At 68.4% G+C, this 19,174-nt stretch carries 18 protein-coding genes; 12 read left to right on the top strand and 6 right to left on the bottom strand.

All coding sequences use genetic code 11. The features are described from left to right. Positions 1-72: 72 nt before the first annotated feature. Entirely contained in the window at positions 73-846 is a 774-nt protein-coding gene (locus tag AC1DK4_RS05285; protein WP_441612670.1) for a molybdopterin-dependent oxidoreductase, read from the bottom strand. 32 nt (positions 847-878) lie between these two features. Further along, positions 879-1,514, bottom strand: a complete 636-nt coding sequence (locus tag AC1DK4_RS05280) for a cytochrome b/b6 domain-containing protein (protein WP_441612669.1) — start codon at positions 1,512-1,514, stop codon at positions 879-881. 436 nt (positions 1,515-1,950) lie between these two features. Here AC1DK4_RS05280 and hisN point away from each other — a divergent pair, with 436 nt between their 5' ends. From hisN to ppk2, 4 genes are all read left to right on the top strand, one after another. Next, positions 1,951-2,742, top strand: coding sequence for a histidinol-phosphatase (gene hisN / locus AC1DK4_RS05275; protein WP_441612668.1), 792 nt, complete (start codon positions 1,951-1,953; stop codon positions 2,740-2,742). An 89-nt stretch (positions 2,743-2,831) separates the two neighbouring features. After that, complete coding sequence (locus tag AC1DK4_RS05270) at positions 2,832-4,085, top strand: Hsp70 family protein (RefSeq protein WP_441612667.1); 1,254 nt, start codon at positions 2,832-2,834, stop codon at positions 4,083-4,085. A 107-nt stretch (positions 4,086-4,192) separates the two neighbouring features. Further along, positions 4,193-5,212 (top strand): transporter, encoded by a 1,020-nt coding sequence (locus AC1DK4_RS05265; RefSeq protein WP_441612666.1) that lies wholly within the window; start codon positions 4,193-4,195, stop codon positions 5,210-5,212. An 86-nt stretch (positions 5,213-5,298) separates the two neighbouring features. Beyond that, positions 5,299-6,216 carry a polyphosphate kinase 2 gene (ppk2, locus tag AC1DK4_RS05260; protein WP_441612665.1) on the top strand — a complete coding sequence of 306 codons (918 nt, stop codon included), beginning with the start codon at positions 5,299-5,301 and terminating at the stop codon, positions 6,214-6,216. 66 nt (positions 6,217-6,282) lie between these two features. On the opposite strand, the gene AC1DK4_RS05255 is transcribed toward ppk2, so the two are convergent. Then, complete coding sequence (locus AC1DK4_RS05255; RefSeq protein WP_441612664.1) at positions 6,283-6,471, bottom strand: DUF1289 domain-containing protein; 189 nt, start codon at positions 6,469-6,471, stop codon at positions 6,283-6,285. Continuing rightward, entirely contained in the window at positions 6,468-7,352 is an 885-nt protein-coding gene (locus AC1DK4_RS05250) for an alpha/beta hydrolase (RefSeq protein ID WP_441612663.1), read from the bottom strand. The genes AC1DK4_RS05255 and AC1DK4_RS05250 overlap by 4 nt, the downstream gene beginning before the upstream one ends. A 259-nt stretch (positions 7,353-7,611) precedes the next feature. On the opposite strand from AC1DK4_RS05250, the gene AC1DK4_RS05245 reads away from it, so the two are divergent. From AC1DK4_RS05245 to AC1DK4_RS05235, 3 genes are all read left to right on the top strand, one after another. Then, positions 7,612-8,925, top strand: coding sequence for a cation:proton antiporter (locus AC1DK4_RS05245; protein ID WP_441643355.1), 1,314 nt, complete (start codon positions 7,612-7,614; stop codon positions 8,923-8,925). A gap of 128 nt (positions 8,926-9,053) precedes the next feature. Continuing rightward, positions 9,054-10,733: a M30 family zinc metallopeptidase gene (locus AC1DK4_RS05240; RefSeq protein ID WP_441612661.1), complete on the top strand. Its 1,680-nt coding sequence runs from the start codon at positions 9,054-9,056 to the stop codon at positions 10,731-10,733. 21 nt (positions 10,734-10,754) lie between these two features. Beyond that, entirely contained in the window at positions 10,755-11,072 is a 318-nt protein-coding gene (locus AC1DK4_RS05235; protein ID WP_441612660.1) for a DUF5818 domain-containing protein, read from the top strand. 96 nt (positions 11,073-11,168) lie between these two features. On the opposite strand, the gene AC1DK4_RS05230 is transcribed toward AC1DK4_RS05235, so the two are convergent. Then, a complete protein-coding gene (locus AC1DK4_RS05230; RefSeq protein WP_441643354.1) occupies positions 11,169-12,245 on the bottom strand; it encodes a substrate-binding domain-containing protein in 1,077 nt (358 codons plus the stop codon). Positions 12,246-12,521: 276 nt separating this feature from the next. Between AC1DK4_RS05230 and AC1DK4_RS05225 the strand changes: the two genes are divergently transcribed. Genes AC1DK4_RS05225 through AC1DK4_RS05205 form a run of 5 tightly spaced genes read left to right on the top strand, consistent with a single transcriptional unit; the run spans position 12,522 to position 18,619 of the window. Then, positions 12,522-13,028: a formate dehydrogenase subunit gamma gene (locus AC1DK4_RS05225; RefSeq protein ID WP_441612658.1), complete on the top strand. Its 507-nt coding sequence runs from the start codon at positions 12,522-12,524 to the stop codon at positions 13,026-13,028. Then, entirely contained in the window at positions 13,025-14,602 is a 1,578-nt protein-coding gene (locus AC1DK4_RS05220) for a formate dehydrogenase beta subunit (RefSeq protein WP_441612657.1), read from the top strand. The genes AC1DK4_RS05225 and AC1DK4_RS05220 overlap by 4 nt, the downstream gene beginning before the upstream one ends. A gap of 47 nt (positions 14,603-14,649) precedes the next feature. Further along, positions 14,650-17,505, top strand: coding sequence for a formate dehydrogenase subunit alpha (gene fdhF / locus AC1DK4_RS05215; protein WP_441612656.1), 2,856 nt, complete (start codon positions 14,650-14,652; stop codon positions 17,503-17,505). Beyond that, positions 17,502-18,359 carry a formate dehydrogenase accessory sulfurtransferase FdhD gene (fdhD, locus tag AC1DK4_RS05210; protein WP_477131429.1) on the top strand — a complete coding sequence of 286 codons (858 nt, stop codon included), beginning with the start codon at positions 17,502-17,504 and terminating at the stop codon, positions 18,357-18,359. Before fdhF ends, fdhD begins: the two co-directional genes overlap by 4 nt. After that, positions 18,356-18,619 (top strand): formate dehydrogenase subunit delta, encoded by a 264-nt coding sequence (locus tag AC1DK4_RS05205; protein ID WP_441612654.1) that lies wholly within the window; start codon positions 18,356-18,358, stop codon positions 18,617-18,619. The genes fdhD and AC1DK4_RS05205 overlap by 4 nt, the downstream gene beginning before the upstream one ends. Here the strand turns inward: AC1DK4_RS05205 and AC1DK4_RS05200 are convergent, their stop codons facing one another. Then, entirely contained in the window at positions 18,620-19,093 is a 474-nt protein-coding gene (locus tag AC1DK4_RS05200; protein WP_441612653.1) for an MgtC/SapB family protein, read from the bottom strand. Positions 19,094-19,174: the final 81 nt, after the last annotated feature.

Genomic DNA, 19,174 nt, shown 5'->3' with positions numbered 1-19,174 from the left:
GAATACTCCTTGGGGTGGTCAGTGTGCAGGCCGGCACCATGCCGGCCGATTCTTCGCGCGGATCCATGCGGGTCAGGATCCGCCGAACCAGTTGTATCCCTGGTCTTCCCAGTAACCGCCGGGATACGTGTTGGTGACGTACAGCGCCATGATGTGCTTGGGGTTCTTGTAGCCAAGCTTGGTCGGCATGCGCAGCTTCATGGGAAAGCCGTATTTGGGAGGCAGTCTTTCCCCGTCGTAGGTAAAGGTCAGCAAGGTCTGCGGATGCAGCGCGGTCGGCATGTCGATGCTGGTGTAGTAGTCGTCGGCGCAGCGGAAGCCGACGTAGCGGGCGCTGGTGTCCGCGCCCACCCGCTGCAGGAACGTCGAGAACGGCGTGCCGCCCCATTTGCCGATGGCACTCCAGCCCTCCACGCAAATATGCCGCGTGACCTGCGAGGTCTGCGGCAGCGCGTAGAGCTGCTCGAGTGTCCACGGGGTCTTGCGCGCGACCAGGCCGCTCACTTCGAGGCGAAAGCCATCGGCCTGCACCTGCGGCACTTCATCCTCGCCGTAGAAGGCGTTGAACGGGAACGGTCGCGTCAGCCGGGATTCATCGTAGGTCGGCGCCAGCCGGTCGGGATCGAACAGCCAGCCCTGCACTCGGTCGTTGAAGCGCGACACCGCGGCGAGGAAGCGCTCGACGGAGGCGTCGTCGCTGATGCTGCAACCGGTCAGCAGCGACAAGCCGCCGAGCGTGATGGCACGCTTGCCGAACAGGCGGCGCGAGGGCATGTCGAGTGCGCGCGCAGCATCGCGCAGGATCAGTTCCCGGTCCGGCACGGCGATGGTCTTGGGCTTGGTCATGGGAGCTCTCTTGCGTGGGGGGAAGCGGGTACTCAGCGGCCGCGCAGCATGATCAGCAGCGTGCGCGGCACCAGCGCCACCATCGCCACATGCACGACCACAAACAGCACGATGGCGCTCATGCAGACGAAATGGACCCAGCGCGCCGCGTCGTAGCCGCCCATCAGCGTGCGCAGCAACGGGAATTGCACCGATTTCCACACCGCGAGGCCGGACAACACGGTCAGCACCAGTATCAGCACCACGCCGCAGTACATCGCCTTCTGCGCCGCGTTGTATTGCGCCAGGTCCGCATGCGCCAGGCGGCCGCGCAGCGCGGCACCGATGTCGCGCAGCGCGCCGCGCAGCGACAGCGGCAGGAAGCGGCGGCGCAAGCGGCCGGTCAGCACGTTCATCGACAGGTAGAACAGCCCGTTGGCCACCAGCAGCCACATCGCGGCGAAGTGCCACTGCAGCGCGCCGCCCAGCCAGCCGCCGAGCGTGATGTCATTCGGAAAGCGCAGGCCGAACAGCGGCGAGGCGTTGTAGATGCGCCAGCCGCTGAGGACCATGATGACGACGGCGATGGCGTTGAGCCAGTGGGTCAGGCGCACCCAGCCAGGCTGGATGATGGCGGACGTATGTCCGCGGCGGCCGGGTACGGGCCGCGATGGCTGATTTGTCTCCACCGTCGTTCTCCAGGAGCGGGCGATATTGCGCAACGCGCGCCGGGGTCCGGATGGGATGAGGGCGTGGCGCTGCAGCGTTCTATGTGCTTTTGTCGACGGTCAGGCCACGAACTTACACGCGCGCCGAAATTTTTTTACGGAGCGCGGACGCGTCGGCAAGGGGTATGCCCGGGGTCACTCAGCAAGCTCGGAGGGGGCGCGGCAGGCGCGCGGCGCAAGGGGAACGGGCTGTTGGGCGAGGCAGGAAACGGCTACCCGCACGCTTGACATTAGCATCGGGCGGGCACGGCGCCAAAGACAATCGGCGCCAGGCTCCGCGCCGCCCGGCCGGGGCAGGGCCTGCACGGTGCGTGCCGCTACAATGCTGGCTTCCCGGACGCGCTGCGCCATTCCCCGCCCGGGGACAGCCCCCGCCGTACCGCACCAGGACCCCGAGATGCCTTTCACCGCCGAGCAACTGACCGAATACATGGACTTCGCGGGCCAGCTCGCGCAAGCGGCCGGCGCCGCCAGCCTGCCGTACTTCCGCAGCGCGCCCGCGGTGCAGGACAAGGGCGGCCGGCGTTTCGACCCGGTCACCGAGGCCGACAAGGCTGCCGAGCATGCCATGCGCGCCCTGATCCGGGCACGCTACCCCGAGCACGGCATCCTGGGCGAGGAGGAGGAGCGCGTGGCCGGCAGTTCGCCGCTGACCTGGGTGCTGGATCCGATCGACGGCACCCGGGCTTTTATCACCGGGCTGCCGCTGTGGGGTACGCTGATCGCACTCAACGACGGCCAGCGGCCGGTGCTCGGCGTGATGGACCAGCCCTTCACGCGCGAGCGCTTCAGCGGCGACGGGCGCGGCGCCTGGCTCAATGGCCAGCCGCTGCGCACGCGCCCTTGCGCGGACCTCGCGCAGGCCAAGGTGATGTGCACCACGCCGGAGATGTTCGAGGACGAGGCCCAGTTCGCGGCCTTTCGCCGCGTCGCGGATGCCGCCCGGATGCAGCGCTACGGGGGCGACTGCTACGCCTATTGCATGGTTGCCGCCGGCCACGTGGACGCGGTCGTCGAGGCGGGCCTGAAGCCATACGACGTGCAGGCGCTGATCCCGATCGTGCAGGGTGCCGGCGGCGTGATGACCAGCTGGAGCGGTGGCGATGCGCAGCACGGCGGCACCGTGGTCGCCTGCGGCGATGCGCGCCTGCACCAGCAGATACTCGCCCTGCTCAACGCGCCGGCCTGACCATCCCCGGGGCCGGCCGGACCGTTCGCTTGCCAGGAACGCGCTATGATTCAGGGCTTCATTTTTGCAGCAGGAAAGAAACAAGAAACATGACGTCAAACGCATGCGGCCTCGATTTCGGCACCTCCAATTCCACGGTGGGCTGGGTCCGTCCGGGCCAGGCCACGCTGTTGCCGCTCGAAGACGGCAAGCTGACGCTGCCCTCGGTGATCTTTTTCCATGCCGAAGACCCGCTGGTGAGCTACGGCCGCGCCGCGCTCGGCGATTACCTGGCCGGCTACGAGGGGCGGCTGATGCGCTCGCTCAAGAGCCTGCTGGGCACCTCGATGATGGAGGACAGCACCGAGGTGATGGGCCAGGCCATGCCGTTCCGCAAGCTGCTCGCGCATTTCATCGGTGAACTCAAGCAGCGTGCCGAGAGCGTCGCGGGCGCGCGCTTCGAGCAGGTCGTGCTGGGCCGCCCGGTGTTCTTCATCGACGAAGACCAGAAGGCCGACCAGCTTGCCGAGCAGACCCTGCGCGAAATCGCCGCCGACGCCGGCTTCAGGGACATCGAGTTCCAGTACGAGCCGATCGCCGCGGCCTTCGACTACGAAGCGACGATTTCCCGCGAGGAACTGGTGCTGGTGGCGGACATCGGCGGCGGTACCTCGGACTTCTCGCTGGTGCGCCTGTCGCCCGAGCGCGCCGGCAAGACCGACCGGCGCGGCGACATCCTCGCCAACGGCGGCGTGCATATCGGCGGCACGGATTTCGACAAGAGCCTGAGCCTGGCCAGCGTGATGCCCTTCCTCGGCCTGGGCAGCGAGCTGCGCAACGGCAAGGCGATGCCGTCGGGGCAGTACTTCGACCTGGCGAGCTGGCACACCATCAACCTGGTGTACACGCGCAAGGCGTGGTCGCACGTGATGGACAACTATCGCGACGCCGCCGACAAGGTCAAGCTCGACCGCCTGATCAGCCTGATCAAGCAGCGTGCCGGCCACTGGCTGGCGATCCAGGTGGAAGCGGCCAAGATCGCGCTGTCCGCCGAGCCGCAGACCGAGCTCGACCTGGGCCGCATCGCGCCGGGCGAGACCATGGCCATCAGCCGCGCCGACTTCGACCAGTCGATCGGCAAGCTGGTCGGCAAGACCGAGCAGACCGTGCAGGCCCTGCTGCGCGACGCCGGCGTGCAGGCCGATGGCATCGATACCGTGCTGTTCACAGGCGGCTCCAGCAGCGTGCCGCTGCTGCGCGAGCGGCTTTCCGAACTGATCCCGGGCGCGCAGCGCATCGAGGGCGACCTGTTCGGCGGCATCGGCTCGGGCCTGGCGCTGGACGCGCGGCGCAAGTTCGGCTGAACCCACGGGGCCGCGTGCGCCGGTCTCCGGCGCCGCCCGGCAGACCTCTGCCCCGTGTCATGCCGTCATGCTAATGTGCCGTTTTCGCGCAATCGAAGAGGCAATACATGCAAGCGGCTATCGTCGAAGCCGGCTACGGCTCCGATCCGGTCGGCCTGGTAAGCGGCTTCCGCTTCCCGCCGGGAAAGCCGGGCCAGCCCATCGACTCGGCCAGCGCATCCGCCTGGCTCAAGGCGCCGCCGCCTGGCGACGAATTCATCTGGCTGCACTTCAACCTCGCCCATAGCGCCTGCGAGCGCTGGCTCAAAGGGCAGATGGACCTGCCTGAAGGGTTTTTCGAGGCGCTGCGCGAGGGCTCCCGTTCCACGCGTATCGAACGCCTCGACGCGGCGCTGCTGGCCGTGGTCAACGACGTCATTTATAACTTCGGCGTCACTTCCACCGATATCTCCACGCTGTGGGCCTGCGCCGACCGCCGCCTGCTGGTGACGGCCCGCCTCAAGCCGCTGCGCTCGGTGGACCAGTTGCGCGCCTCGGTCAAGCAGGGCGAGCTGTTCAGTTCGCCGCTGTCGCTGCTGGTGCACTTGCTGCGCGACCAGGCCGACGTGCTGGTACGCATCGTGCGCGAAACCAGTGCCAACGTGGACCTGATCGAAGACCGCCTGCTGTCGCAGCGGCTGCAGGGCAACCGTGTGGAGCTGGGCTCGATGCGGCGCGGGCTGGTGCGGCTGCAGCGGCTGCTGGCGCCCGAGCCCGGCGCGCTGTTCCGGCTGCTGAACCGGCCGCCGGACTGGCTGCGCGAGGAGGACAGCCAGGACCTGCGCGAATCCACCGAAGAGTTCTCGCTGGTGCTCAGCGACCTGGCGGCGCTGGTCGAGCGCATCAAGCTGCTGCAGGAAGAAATCGCCGCCAAGCTAAACGAGCAGACCAACCGCACGCTGTTTACACTGACCCTGGTGACGGTGCTGGCGCTGCCCATCAATATCGTGGCCGGCTTCTTCGGCATGAACGTGGGCGGCATTCCGCTGGCGGACCACCCGCACGGCTTCTGGGTGCTGGTGGTGCTGGTGGCCAGCTTCACCGTGCTGGCCGGGCGCTGGGCGTTCCGCAAGCAGGAAGACTACTGAACGCCACCGGACGGCAGTGGCGCCCGTTCATACCGCCGTCACATGCTGCTGCTAGGCTGGCGTGCTGATGCGAAGAGGAGTGTGCGATGAGACCAGACGAGAGCGAGCTGATCCGGCGTATCCACCGCGAGGTGGCCGATCACTATGACGAAGAACTCGAACTGGAGCTGGAAGACCACCACGTCGACACGCTGTTCGGCGAAGGCGGCGGCGGCCTGGACGAAGAGGAGCGCGCTGCGCGCCGCGAGTATTTCCGCGAGCTGTTCCGCCTGCAGGGCGAGCTGGTCAAGCTGCAGAGCTGGGTGGTGGAGAGCGGCCACAAGGTCGTGATCCTGTTTGAAGGGCGCGACGCCGCCGGCAAGGGCGGCGTGATCAAGCGCATCACGCAGCGGCTCAATCCGCGCGTGGCCCGCGTGGCGGCGCTGCCCGCGCCCAACGACCGCGAGCGCACGCAATGGTATTTCCAGCGCTATGTCTCGCACCTGCCGGCCGCCGGCGAGATCGTGCTGTTCGACCGCAGCTGGTACAACCGCGCCGGGGTCGAGCGCGTGATGGGTTTCTGCACCGACGACCAGTACGAGGAGTTCTTCCGCTCCGTGCCGGAGTTCGAGCGCATGCTGGTGCGCTCGGGCATCCAGGTCATCAAGTACTGGTTCTCGATCTCCGACGACGAACAGAACCTGCGCTTCCTCAGCCGCATCCATGACCCGCTCAAGCAGTGGAAGCTCAGCCCGATGGATCTCGAGTCGCGCCGCCGCTGGGAGGACTACACGCGCGCCAAGGAGATCATGCTGGAGCGCACCCATATCGCCGAGGCGCCGTGGTGGGTGGTGCAGGCGGTCGACAAGAAGAAGGCGCGCCTGAACTGCATCCATCACCTGCTGCAGCAGATGCCCTACGTCGAGCGCGTGCAGCCGCCGGTGGTGCTGCCGCAGCGCGAGCGGCACGAGGACTACACGCGGCAGCCGGTGCCACAGGCCATGGTGGTGCCGGAGATCTACTGATCGCCGCCACGGCCGCGGCGGTGCCGACCGGCGCCACCACGTCCGTGGCGCCGCGCTTTCCCTGCCTCAGCCCTTCTTCCTGGCATCGCGCAGCGCCACCTCGCGCTCCGGCCTCGCGGCGATGATCTTCCTGCGCTTCTTCTTTTTCAGTTCCTTCCACGCCTTGCATTCCTTGCGCGTGCGCAGGCACCCCTTGCAGTAGCCGGTGGCCTCGTCGAACTTGCAGATCTTGATGCAGGGCGACGGCACGCTCATGGCGCGCTCCCGCATTCGGCACGGCGCAGCACGAAATCGGCCACATCGTCGCGCACCGGCGACAGCCAGTGCAGGGGATCGGAGAAGGCGCCGATCAGCAAGGTGTGCGAGAGCCGCGCGTAGCTGCGGTACTGCGTGGGCACGCCGCGCTGTTCCAGCCTGGCCGCCATCTGCGCCGAGTTGCGCTGCGGGTTGACCAGGCGGTCGCCTTCATCCACGCCGATGAAGGCGGCGGGCGTGCCCGCCCGCGCATAGTCGATCGGCTGCGAGCCGGCGGGGTAGTCGGGATGGTGGAACACGGGCCTGGCCTGCGGGTTCTCGATGGGCAGGAAATCGTAGGGCCCGGCCAGGCCGATCCAGCCGCGCAATTGTGCCGGGCTCATGTCGACGCCTTCCAGCCAGCGCGGATCGAGCGCCAGCATGGCGGCGTTGTAGGCGCCGGCACTATGGCCCATCACGAACAGGCGCTGCGGGTCGCCGCCATAGCTGGCGATCTCGCGCCGCGTCCAGGCGACCGCGCGCGCGTTGTCGGCCAGGAAATCGGGGTAGCCGACCTCGGGATAGAGGCGGTAGTCGGGAATCACGGTAAGGATGCCCCGCGCGGCCAGCGCGGCGGCGACGTAGGCATAGTCGGCCTTCTCGCCACTGCTCCAGGTGCCGCCGTAGAAGAACACCACCACCGGCGCCTTGCCGCCGCATGCCGGCTCGCGCGGCGCGTAGACGTCGAGCTTGCCCCGTGCGCCGCTGGCAAAGGGGACGCCGGCGCTCAGGGCATACGCCTTGCTTTGGGTTAATCCATTGAGCACATCCGCGGTGGAGCACGCGCCCAGACCGGCCAGCGGCAGCGCGAGCATCGGTGCAAGAAAACGTGTTGGTGACATGGGCCTGCCCTTTGCGCCGGTAATTTTTTCAAATGCCGCCGGCCATTCTTGCATGACGGCGGGCGCCGTGCATTGCCTGGCATGCTGCGGCGCGGCCATGGCCGCGTGCAATGGCGCGCTTGCGTATTGGTCTGCGCGGTGCGCCGCAATATGGATGCCCGCTGGATGCCCGCCCGCGAGCCGGCAACGCGCATCCGTCCGACCAATCCTGCGGATCCTGAATCCTGGCGATCCCGCAGAAGCCTCCGGAGGTACCCGCTTGCTTGGCACCTGGGCATGGGTCATCGGCGCGCTGCTGATCACCATGGGGCTGATCGGCTCGATGATGAAGCGCCTGCCGGTCTCGGCTTCCGCGCTGTACCTCGTGTCCGGTATCGCGCTCGGGCCGTCGGGGATGGGCCTGATCCGGGCCGACCTGGCCGACCGCGGGCATGCCGTGGTGCTGGAAACGATCACCGAGATCGCGCTGCTGGTCTCGCTGTTCGCGGTGGGGCTGCGGCTGCGCGTGCATCCGCGCGAGCGGATCTGGCGCATTCCCCTGCGGCTGGCCACGCTGGGCATGCTGCTGACCATTGCCATGCTGTATGCGATCGGCACGCTGCTCATGGGGCTGCCGGCCGGCGTGGCGCTGCTGCTGGCCGCCATCCTGGCGCCGACCGATCCGGTGCTGGCCTCCGATGTGCAGGTGGCTGACCCGCAGGACCGCGATCGCATGCGCTTCAGCCTGAGCGGGGAGGGCGGGCTGAACGATGGCGCCGCCTTTCCCTTCGTCATGCTCGCGCTCGGGCTGATGGGCGCGCGCGGGGCGGGCGGCACCTGGCAGCACTGGTTGTGGGCCGAGCTGCTGTGGGCCACGCTGGCCGGCCTGGCGCTGGGCTGGGGCATGGGCTGGCTGTGCAGCCGCGCGGTGCTGGCCTTGCGCAAGCGTCACGGTGGCGCGCTCGGCATGGAGAGCTTCTTCACCATCGGCCTGATCGGGACGGCCTACGGTGCGGCGCTGGCTGCACACAGCTATGGCTTCCTTGCCGTGTTCGCCGCCGGCCTGGCGATGCGGCATGTGGAGCATGCCGAGAACGTGGACACAGAGCCCAGCGAAGTGCTGGAGTCGGCCGCGCTGGTCGGCCAGGAAAGCACGGCGGTGCAGCACGACAAGGCTGCGGCCTACCTGGCGCATATCGTCGGCGAGTTCTCGCTGGATCTCGAGCGGCTTGCCGAACTGAGCGTGATGGTGCTGGTGGGCGCGCTGCTGTCGGCGCGGCTGCTGCGCTGGGAATACCTCGGCCTGGGGCTGGCGCTGATCCTGCTGGTACGCCCGCTGGCCGTGTATCTCAGCACCGCCGGGGCGGCGCTGCAGCCCGCCCAGCGCCGCCTGGTGGCATGGTTCGGCGTGCGGGGCATCGGCTCGGTCTATTACCTGGCATACGCCCTCGCGCATGGTGCCGATCCACGCCATGCCCTGCTGCTGGCCGACGCCACGCTGTGCGTGGTGGTGCTCTCGGTGGCGCTGCACGGCTCCTCGGCCACGCCGCTCATGGCCATGTACCGGCGCTGGCGCGGTGGCGGCGGCGGCTGACACGCCGGCGCCCAGCGCCACATGAGGCACATCCGGTACTAAAGCTCCGATCGGCGGATGCCGATATTGGCGTTGTCAATGCGCACGCCGAGGCTGCGCTGCCATCCCAGAAACGGAGCAAGAAGAGAATGTCGGACACCGGAATCCGCGCGCGCGCCAGCGTGATCGCATCACTCCTGGCCGCCGCGATGCTGGCGGCTTGTGGAGGTGGCGGGGGCGATGCGCCAGCTACCCAGGCGACGGCCAGCCCGCCCGTCGTCCCGGTTCCCTCGGTGCCGGCGCCGGCATTGGCCCCTGCGTGCAGCGGCTGTGGCGCGGTCGACGGCAGCAACTACGCGGGCAGCGGCACGGGAATCTGGGAGGCGTCCAACACCGCCGGCACCGCGGCCGACCTGTCGGTGGCCATCGGCGGAGTGAACGGCAAGGCTGTCACGCTGCTCTACACCAATGGCGCCACGGCCCAGCCCATGCCGGCGTTGTCGCTGTCGGTGATCCAGCCGGTGGTGGGCAACCTCTCGATTCAATCCGCGCAGGCCACGGGTTCGTCGCAAGACGAGCAGACCCTGCGCGACATATCCGAGTTCAACCGTTCGGGCTGGGCCGCGCTGGCGGGTACCAAGCACACCGCCAGCTTCTCCGGGATGGCGCCGCCGCCGCCGCAGGCCTCCGTGATCGGTGACGTGAAGAGCTGGTACCACACGGACGGCACGCGGCATTCGGCCACGCTCGAACGCAGCGTTCCCGGCCAGGACGGCACCATCGTCAACTTCTGGGTGGAGACCACGGAATGGACCCCGACCGGCAGCAAGATCAGCAACACCATCGTCGATTCGCTTGCGTCGGGCTTCGCCGGCGCCGGCGGCATCTATGACATGCTGACCTCGGTGGGCGGTCCGATGTGGGGGCCGCACAGCTACAGCAACCTGATTTCCGGCACCGGCCAGCCGGTCGATATCGTCATCCTCAACTTCGACAACAACAACACGCCGTACGGCACGGTGGGCTACTTCTGGGGCCTGCACAACCTGAAGAACACATCAGATGCGCGCAGCAACGAATCGCTGTCGCTCTACCTCGATTCCGAGACGCTCTACCTGGGCGGCGCCGAGGGCCTGAAGTCGATGAAGATGACCATGGCGCATGAAGGCATGCACATGCAGAATTTCTATCGCCGCGGCGTCAAGGCCGGCCCGCAGTACGCGTTCGATACCTGGCTGGAGGAGATGTCGGCGATGATGATGGAGGACTTCGCCAGCTATACCGTCGACGCCACCTTCAACGCGATCCGCGACGTGCGCTTTCGCGACTACGTGAGCTACGGCAACGGCAATTTCAATTGCAATCTGATGAGCTTCACCGGCTTCGGCGCAACCTGCGAGAGCTACTCGGTATCGGGCAGCTTCGGCGGCTTCCTCGACCGGCAGCTCGGCCTGGCCTTCTACAAGGACCTGCTCTCGCGCACCAGCAGCACCGATTCGAAGACCGTGCTCGACCAGTCCATCAAGACTGCGCGCGCGGATTCCGGCTTCGAGCAGGAACTGCTGCGCTGGAGCGTGACCAGCAATTCGCTGATGCCGGCGGCGTCCTCGCCGGCGCGCTTTGGCTACCCGGCCCGCGTCGAAGGCGGCTTCACCTTGCCGCTGATCGATCCGGACAAGTACCGCGCCACGCGCAAGCTGCCAGGCTCGGTAGCCCCCACGCTGCAGCCCTACGGCAGCTTCCCGGTGGTGCGCACCAACACCGGCGCCACGTTCAGCGAGACCGTGCGCATTCCGGCCGGCGCGACGTTGTCGGTGGTGGTGTACTGACAGGCCCGCACCGACCACGCCATGCACCGCATCCTGATCCTGATCGCCGCGCTCTGCGCCGTACTGGCGGCCTGCGTGCACGCGGTGCCGGCCGGGGGCGTGATCGCGCTCACCGGTAAGGTAATGGTCAAGGGAAGCGCCCTGTTCCAGCAGCCGATGCTGGTCACGGCAGACGGCGCGGTCTGGGTGCTGGACGCGCTTCCCGTGGAGCAGGCCCGGGCGCTGGGCAGCCGCGAGGTGACGGTCACCGGCGTGGTAGTGCGCCCAAACCAGCCGGGCACCTGGGCGCCGGCCATCCGTGTCGAGCGCCTGGAAGACACTTCCGGGGCTTTGCGCTAGCAGGGCAGAAGCGGCCCCCAATGGTGGCGCGGCGGCAGTCCGGTGGTCGCCCGATAGCCGCCCGGCGGCGGTCGCCGGCGAGCGCCTTGCACCGCCTCAGGGGAACGCCTCTTCCAGCGTCAGCACCGTACCCGTGAGGGTAGCGTCGTAGCCGGGCAGGGCATCCACCACCTGGCGGAAGCTGCCGCTGCGCAGTGCCGCCACGGCGCCGGCCAGCGCCGGGCTTTGCAGCCGCTCGCGCTCGATGGCGAAGAAATAGCGCTCCTTGAGCACCGGCACGAAATCCAGGCCGAATCGCCGCGCGGCGGTCTCCACGCCGAAACCCGCATCCGCCATGCCGCTGCCGATATAGGCCGCCACCGCCGCATGGGTGAATTCGCCGTTGCTGTAGCCCTCGATGCGGCTGCTGTCGATGCCGCGCGCCTCCAGGATCAGGTCCAGCAGCAGCCGCGTGCCCGAGCCGGTCTGGCGATTCACGAAGCGCACGTCGGGCCGGCACAGGTCGCCCAGGCTGGTGATCCGCTGCGGATTGCCTGGCCGCACGAAGATGCCCTGCGAGCGCACCGCCAGATGGATCAGCAGATGCGTCTCGGGCCGGATCCAGGTGGCGAAGCGGGCCAGTGTTCTTTGCTCGAACTCGCCGATCGGCACATGGAAGCCGGCGATGTCGCAGCCACCCTGGGCGAGCGCGGCCACCGCCTCGAGGCTGCCGCAATATTTCAGGTCGTGGCGCACCTGGTGCGCATCGAGGAAATCATGCAGGGCGGCTACGGCGAAGCCATGGCTGGCGTGCAGGCGCAACGCAGGCTCGGCGCGGTTCACCAGCTTCTTGAGCTCGATCTCCAGCTCCGATGCCAGGCTTTCCAGCGTGGGCGAGAGCCGCGCCGCAATGCGCTTGCTGGCCCACACCAGTTGCTGCGCCAGCGGCGACAGCGCAGTGCCGCGGCCGCGGCTCTTGGCGATCAGCGCGCCGCCGAACAGGGCTTCCGCGTCGCGCAGGATGCCCCAGGCATAGCGGTAGGACAGGCCGGCGGCCTGCGCCGACTGGCTGATGCTGCCGGTGCTTTCGATCAGGCCAAGCAAGGTCACCAGGCGCGAAACGTCCAGCGCCGGGCCGGCGCCGGAATCGTCGTCGCGGACCTGCAGGTGGGGCTCTATGGAAATGCGGATCATATGTGAAAAATAGCATATTGCTCGAATGCATCCAACTGCCTATAGTCCGCTCAAAGAGGCACTGAAAGCGGGAGGATGTCGCTCGAAGTGGCAGTGCAGCATGGCTGAAGCCCGCCGGACGGCCTCCAGATATGAAAAAAATAGCATATAAAGCGGTGGCTGCACGACGGTCGCCGCACCCCGCAGCAGATCCTGGCAAGACGCGCAAGCCAATGCGCCGCACCGTCTGCCGCCGGCCCTAACGCGCCGGCCCGTGCTGCTTCACCAGGAGATCCGATGTCCCTACCCGCCGCTGACGCCTTGCGCGAGCCGGCTCGCGCGCAGATCGCCGGCATCATCGCGGCGCGCCGCGACATGCCAGGCGCCTTGCTGCCCATCCTCCACGAGATCCAGGACGCGGTTGGCTATGTGCCGTCCGAGGTCCTGCCCGAGATCGCGCGCGCGCTGAACCTGTCGCGTGCCGAAGTCCACGGCGTGGTCACCTACTATCACGACTTCCGCGAGCGCAAGGCCGGCCGCCACGTGGTGCGCGTATGCCGCGCCGAGGCGTGCCAGTCGGTGGGCGGCGAGGCGCTGGCCGCGCACGCCGAGCGCGCCGTCGGCTGCGCGTTCCACGAGACCACCGCCAATGGCGAATTCACGCTCGAGGCGGTCTATTGCCTGGGGCAGTGCGCCTGCGGCCCGGCCGTGATGATCGACGGCAAGCTGGCCGGGCGCGTCACGCCGCAGCGCTTCGACGCGCTGCTCGCCGCTTGCGAGCGCAGCGCGGAGGTGCCAGCATGAGCGCCACCGCGACCGCTACGACTACCACTACCGTATTCGTCCCCTGCGATTCCAGCGCGCTCGCCATGGGCGCCGACGAAGTCGCGAACGCCATCGCGCGCGAGGCCGCGGCGCGCGGCGCCGCCGTGACGCTGGTGCGCAACGGCTCGCGCGGCATGTTCTGGCTGGAGCCGCTGGTGGAGGTGCAGACCGCGGCGGGCCGCGTGGCCTATGGCCCGGTTACGCCGGAAGACGTGCCGGCGCTGTTCGACGCGGGCTTGCTCGCCGGCGGCGCGCATGCGCTGGCGCTCGGGCTCACCGACGAGATTGCCTTCCTCAAGAAGCAGGAGCGCCTGACTTTCGCCCGCGTGGGCATCACCGATCCGCTCTCCCTGGCCGACTACCTCGCACACGATGGCTTTGCCGGCCTGACACGCGCGCTGGCGCTGGACGGCGCGCAGATCGTGCGCGAGGTCACCGATTCCGGCCTGCGCGGGCGCGGCGGCGCAGCCTTCCCCACCGGCATCAAGTGGCAGACCGTGCTGAACGCGAACTCGCCCGTCAAGTATGTGGTCTGCAACGCCGACGAGGGCGATTCCGGCACCTTCTCGGACCGCATGGTGATGGAAGGCGATCCCTTCATGCTGATCGAAGGCATGACCATCGCCGGCCTGGCGGTCGGGGCAGAGCACGGCTATATCTACGTGCGTTCGGAGTATCCGCACGCCATCGCCATGCTGGAGGCCGCCATCGACATCGCGCAGGCGGCCCGCTGGCTCGGCGAAGATATCCGCGGCAGCGGGCGGCGCTTCTGCCTGGAAGTGCGCAAGGGCGCCGGCGCCTACGTGTGCGGCGAAGAAACCGCGCTGCTGGAAAGCCTCGAGGGCAAGCGCGGCGTGGTGCGCGCCAAGCCGCCGCTGCCGGCGCTCGAAGGCCTGTTCGGCCAGCCCACCATCATCAACAACGTGATCTCGCTGGCCACCGTGCCGCTGATCCTGGCGCGCGGCGCGCAGTTCTACCGCGACTACGGCATGGGGCGCTCGCGCGGCACGCTGCCGTTCCAGCTGGCCGGGAACGTGCGCCAGGGCGGCCTGGTGGAGAAGGCCTTCGGCGTGACCCTGCGCGAGCTGCTGGAAGACTACGGCCAGGGCACGCGCAGCGGCCGTGCCATCCGCGCGGTGCAGGTGGGCGGGCCGCTCGGCGCCTACCTGCCGGTGTCGCGCCTGGACACGCCGATGGACTATGAGGCGTTCGCCGCCTTCGGCGCGGTGCTCGGGCACGGCGGCATCGTGGTGTTCGACGACACCGTGGACATGGCGAAGCAGGCGCGCTATGCGATGGAATTCTGCGCCATCGAATCCTGCGGCAAGTGCACGCCGTGCCGGATCGGCTCCACGCGCGGCGTGGAGGTGATCGACAAGATCATCGCCGGCGACCAGCCGGTCAAGCATGTGAAGCTGGTGCGCGACCTGTGCGACACCATGCTGGGCGGCTCGCTCTGCGCCATGGGCGGCATGACGCCGTACCCCGTGCTGTCGGCGCTCGACGCCTTCCCGGAAGACTTTGGCGTGGCCGTGCCCGCCAAGGCTGCCTGATGCCACTGAACCAGCAAGATACCAGCGAAGAAATGCGGGAGCCCGCCTTGAACACACGCAACGAAATCGACTTTGGTACGCCCCCCAGCGAGGCGCAGGAGCAGGTCACGCTGCAGATCGACGGGGTCGACATCACGGTGCCGGCCGGCACCTCGCTGATGCGCGCCGCCGTGCAGGCCGGCGTCAACGTGCCCAAGCTGTGCGCCACCGACAGCCTCGAGTCCTTCGGCTCGTGCCGCCTGTGCCTGGTCGAGATCGAAGGCCGGCGCGGCTATCCGGCCTCATGCACCACGCCGGCCGAAGCCGGCATGAAGGTGCGCACGCAGAGCGACAAGCTGGCCGACCTGCGCCGCGGCGTGATGGAGCTGTACATCTCCGACCACCCGCTGGACTGCCTGACCTGTCCCACCAACGGCAACTGCGAGTTGCAGGACATGGCCGGCGTAGTGGGCCTGCGCGAAGTGCGCTATGGCTACGACGGCGCCAACCACCGCGCCGAGGCCAAGGACGAATCCAACCCGTATTTCACCTACGATCCTTCCAAGTGCATCGTGTGCAACCGCTGCGTGCGCGCCTGCGAGGAAACGCAGGGCACCTTCGCGCTCACCATCAGCGGGCGCGGCTTCGACTCGCGCGTGACGGCGGGGCAGGGCGGCAGCTTCATGGAGTCGGACTGCGTGTCGTGCGGGGCCTGCGTGCAGGCCTGCCCCACCGCCACGCTGGCCGAGACCTCCATCATCCGCATGGGCCAGCCCGAGCACAGCGTGGTCACCACTTGCGCGTACTGCGGCGTGGGCTGCGCCTTCAAGGCCGAGATGAAGGGCAATGAAGTGGTGCGCATGGTGCCGTACAAGGACGGCCAGGCCAACGAAGGCCACTCGTGCGTGAAGGGGCGTTTCGCCTGGGGCTACGCCACCCACAAGGACCGCATCCTCAACCCGATGATCCGCGCGAAGATCACCGACCCGTGGCGCGAAGTCTCGTGGGAAGAGGCCATCGCCTACGCCGCTTCGCAGTTCAAGCGCATCCAGGCCGAGCATGGCCGCGACTCCATCGGCGGCATCGTCTCGTCGCGCTGCACCAATGAAGAAGGCTACCTGGTGCAGAAGCTGGTGCGCGCCGCCTTCGGCAACAACAACGTCGATACCTGCGCGCGGGTCTGCCACTCGCCCACCGGCTACGGCCTCAAGCAGACGCTCGGCGAATCGGCCGGCACGCAGACCTTCCGTTCGGTCGAGAAGTCCGACGTCATCCTGGTGATGGGCGCCAACCCGACCGACGGCCACCCGGTGTTCGCCTCGCGCATGAAGAAGCGCCTGCGCGCCGGCGCGAAATTGATCGTGATCGACCCGCGCCGCATCGACCTGGTCGATTCGCCGCACGTGCGCGCCGACTACCACCTGCAGCTGCGCCCGGGCACCAACGTCGCCGTGGTCACCGCGCTGGCCCACGTGATCATCACCGAAGGGCTGGCGGACGACGCCTTTATCGCCGAGCGTTGCGAGGACCGAGCGTTCCAGCAATGGCGCGACTTCGTCAGCCTGCCGGAGAACTCGCCCGAAGCCATGGCGGAGGTCACCGGCATCCCGGCCGGGCAACTGCGCGGCGCCGCGCGCCTGTACGCCACCGGCGGCAACGCCGCGATCTACTACGGCCTGGGCGTGACCGAGCATGCGCAGGGCTCCACCACCGTGATGGGCATCGCCAACCTGGCCATGTGCACCGGCAACATCGGCCGCGAAGGCGTGGGCGTGAATCCCCTGCGCGGGCAGAACAACGTGCAGGGCTCGTGCGACATCGGCTCCTTCCCGCACGAGCTGCCGGGCTACCGCCATGTGTCGGACTCGACCACGCGCGGCCAGTTCGAGGCGGCCTGGAACGTGGAGATCAATCCGGAGCCGGGCCTGCGCATCCCCAATATGTTCGAGGCCGCGCTGTCGGGCAGCTTCAAGGGCCTGTACTGCCAGGGCGAGGACATCGTGCAGTCCGACCCGAACACGCAGCACGTGGCGGCGGCGCTGTCGGCGATGGAATGCATCGTGGTGCAGGACATCTTCCTCAACGAGACCGCCAAGTACGCGCACGTGTTCCTGCCGGGCTCGTCCTTCCTCGAGAAGGACGGCACCTTCACCAACGCCGAGCGCCGCATCTCGCGCGTGCGCAAGGTGATGCCGCCCAAGGCGCGCTACGCCGACTGGGAAGCCACCGTGCTGCTGTCCAATGCGCTGGGCTACCCGATGGAGTACACCCACCCGTCGCAGATCATGGACGAGATCGCGCGGCTCACGCCGTCCTTCCATGGCGTCAGCTATGCGCGCCTGGACGAGCTCGGCAGCATCCAGTGGCCGTGCAACGAGGCCGCGCCAGACGGCACGCCCACCATGCACATCGGCAGCTTCGTGCGCGGCAAGGGCAAGTTCATCATCACGCGCTACGTGCCCACCACCGAGCGCGTCAACCGCGCCTTCCCGCTGATCCTCACCACCGGGCGCATCCTCTCGCAATACAACGTGGGCGCGCAGACGCGCCGCACCGAGAACGTGATGTGGCACGACGAGGACCGCCTGGAGATCCATCCGCACGATGCCGAGGAGCGCGGCATCAAGGACGGTGACTGGGTCGGCGTGCAAAGCCGCGCTGGCGAGACCGTGCTGCGCGCCATCGTCAGCGAGCGCATGCAGCCGGGCGTGGTCTACACCACCTTCCACTTTCCCGAGTCGGGCGCCAACGTGATCACCACCGACAACTCGGACTGGGCCACCAACTGCCCCGAGTACAAGGTCACGGCGGTGCAGGTGATGCCGGTGGCGCAGCCGTCCGAATGGCAGCGCCAGTACCAGGATTTCAACGCGCAGCAGTTGCGCCTGCTGCAGGCGGCCAGCGCGGAGGCTGGCCCGGCATGACCGCGATCCGCTCCGGCGCGGGATGGGCGCCCGGCGATGCCGAGCCGCCCACCCATAGCACCTTCGAGGTCGGGCGCAGCCGCCTGGGCCTGGTTGCGCTGGAGGCCGACGAACTGGCCGAGGAAGTGCCGGTCGYGCTCGAGTACAACGGTATCTCGCACGCGGTGATGCTGGCGTCCCCGGCCGACCTGGATGACTTCGCGCTTGGCTTCAGCCTGAGCGAAGGCCTGGTGGCCAGCCCGCGCGACATCTACGAGATCGACACCGAGGTGGGCTGCGACGGCATCACCGTGCGCCTGCGCATCGCCGCCGAAGCGTTCGCGGCCTTCAGGGAGCGGCGCCGCGCCATGACCGGCCGTACCGGCTGCGGCCTGTGCGGCACCGAATCGCTGCAGGAAGTCATGCGCGCGCCGGCGCCGGTCAGCAGCAGCGCCAGCTTCAGCGGCGCCGCGTTGTATGCCGCCTTCGCGCAGCTGCAGACGCGCCAGGAACTGCTGCGCCACACCGGCTCCACCCACGCCGCCGCCTGGCTGCGCCCCGACGGGCAGGTCGGCCTGGTGCGCGAAGACGTGGGCCGCCACAACGCGCTGGACAAGCTGATCGGCGCGCTGGCGCGCGGCGGCGAGGACATCGCGCGCGGCGCCGTGCTCGTGACCAGCCGCGCCAGCTATGAAATGGTGCTCAAGACCGCCAGCGCCGGCGTCGGCCTGCTCGCCGCGGTGTCCGGCCCCACCGCGCTCGCGGTGCGCCTGGCGCAGGAAGCCGGCGTCACCCTGGCAGGCTTCGTGCGCGACGGCCGCCACGTGGTCTATACCCATCCCCAACGCCTGCAGGACAGGACGGAACAGGCATGAACACGGACAACCTCGTCAAGATGGCGAACCAGATCGGCAGCTTCTTCGAAGCCATGCCRGACCGGGAAGAAGCGCTCGCGGACATCGCCTCGCATATCAAGCGTTTCTGGGAGCCGCGCATGCGGCGTGCGCTGCTGGAGCTGCTGGATGGCGGCGGCGCCACCGGCCTGGACGACATTGTCGTGCAGGCCGTGACGCGCCACCGCGCCTTGCTTGCGGTGACGCTGCGGAAGTCGGAGCAGCAGGCCGAGCACCAGTGATCAGCCGCGCTTCCAGCGCTGCAGGATTTCCAGGATCGCCAGCGTGAACAAGGTGGCGAATACGGCCGTGGCGTCGCGCCCCAGCCCCGCCGCCACGCCGATGGCGGCCACCATCCAGATGCTGGCCGCCGTAGTCAGGCCCTTGATGCTGCCCTCGTCATTGAGCTTGATGATGGCGCCCGCGCCCAGGAAGCCGATGCCCGAGGCCAGGCCCTGGAGCACCCGGCTCATGTCGGCCAGTGGCACGCCCGCCTGCAGCGGCACCAGCACGAACAGCGCCGAACCGAGCGACACCAGCATATGCGTGCGCAGGCCTGCGGCCTTGCCGGACGTCTCCCGCTCGTAGCCGATCAGGCCGCCGAGGATCACCGCCACCGAGAGCCGGATCAGGATCCGCGTGGCTTCCTTGATGTCGGGCACGTCGGCGAATTCCGCGCGGAAGGTGCCGTAGATGTCGGTCCAGAGGGATTCCATTTTCTGCTGCCTGGCGGGCCGGGAGTCATTCCAGCGTAGCAGGCGCCGCGGGCGGGCGGGATCGGAGTTTGGCTGACATCG

The sequence above is a fragment of the Cupriavidus sp. 05N38 genome, assembly GCF_056397345.1.
Note: the sequence above shows the minus strand (reverse complement) of the source record. Positions and strands in the feature narration are given on the sequence as shown.

Bases quoted from the DNA above. Each gene is read 5' to 3' on its own strand.
- AC1DK4_RS05270 (WP_441612667.1), top strand. From the start codon at position 2,832: ATGACGTCAAACGCATGCGGCCTCGATTTCGGCACCTCCAATTCCACG.
- AC1DK4_RS05200 (WP_441612653.1), bottom strand. From the start codon at position 19,093: ATGGAATCCCTCTGGACCGACATCTACGGCACCTTCCGCGCGGAATTC.
- hisN (WP_441612668.1), top strand. From the start codon at position 1,951: ATGCCTTTCACCGCCGAGCAACTGACCGAATACATGGACTTCGCGGGC.
- AC1DK4_RS05235 (WP_441612660.1), top strand. From the start codon at position 10,755: ATGCACCGCATCCTGATCCTGATCGCCGCGCTCTGCGCCGTACTGGCG.
- AC1DK4_RS05230 (WP_441643354.1), bottom strand. From the start codon at position 12,245: ATGATCCGCATTTCCATAGAGCCCCACCTGCAGGTCCGCGACGACGAT.
- AC1DK4_RS05255 (WP_441612664.1), bottom strand. From the start codon at position 6,471: ATGAGCGTGCCGTCGCCCTGCATCAAGATCTGCAAGTTCGACGAGGCC.
- AC1DK4_RS05220 (WP_441612657.1), top strand. From the start codon at position 13,025: ATGAGCGCCACCGCGACCGCTACGACTACCACTACCGTATTCGTCCCC.
- AC1DK4_RS05250 (WP_441612663.1), bottom strand. From the start codon at position 7,352: ATGTCACCAACACGTTTTCTTGCACCGATGCTCGCGCTGCCGCTGGCC.
- AC1DK4_RS05225 (WP_441612658.1), top strand. From the start codon at position 12,522: ATGTCCCTACCCGCCGCTGACGCCTTGCGCGAGCCGGCTCGCGCGCAG.
- AC1DK4_RS05240 (WP_441612661.1), top strand. From the start codon at position 9,054: ATGTCGGACACCGGAATCCGCGCGCGCGCCAGCGTGATCGCATCACTC.
- AC1DK4_RS05265 (WP_441612666.1), top strand. From the start codon at position 4,193: ATGCAAGCGGCTATCGTCGAAGCCGGCTACGGCTCCGATCCGGTCGGC.
- ppk2 (WP_441612665.1), top strand. From the start codon at position 5,299: ATGAGACCAGACGAGAGCGAGCTGATCCGGCGTATCCACCGCGAGGTG.
- AC1DK4_RS05285 (WP_441612670.1), bottom strand. From the start codon at position 846: ATGACCAAGCCCAAGACCATCGCCGTGCCGGACCGGGAACTGATCCTG.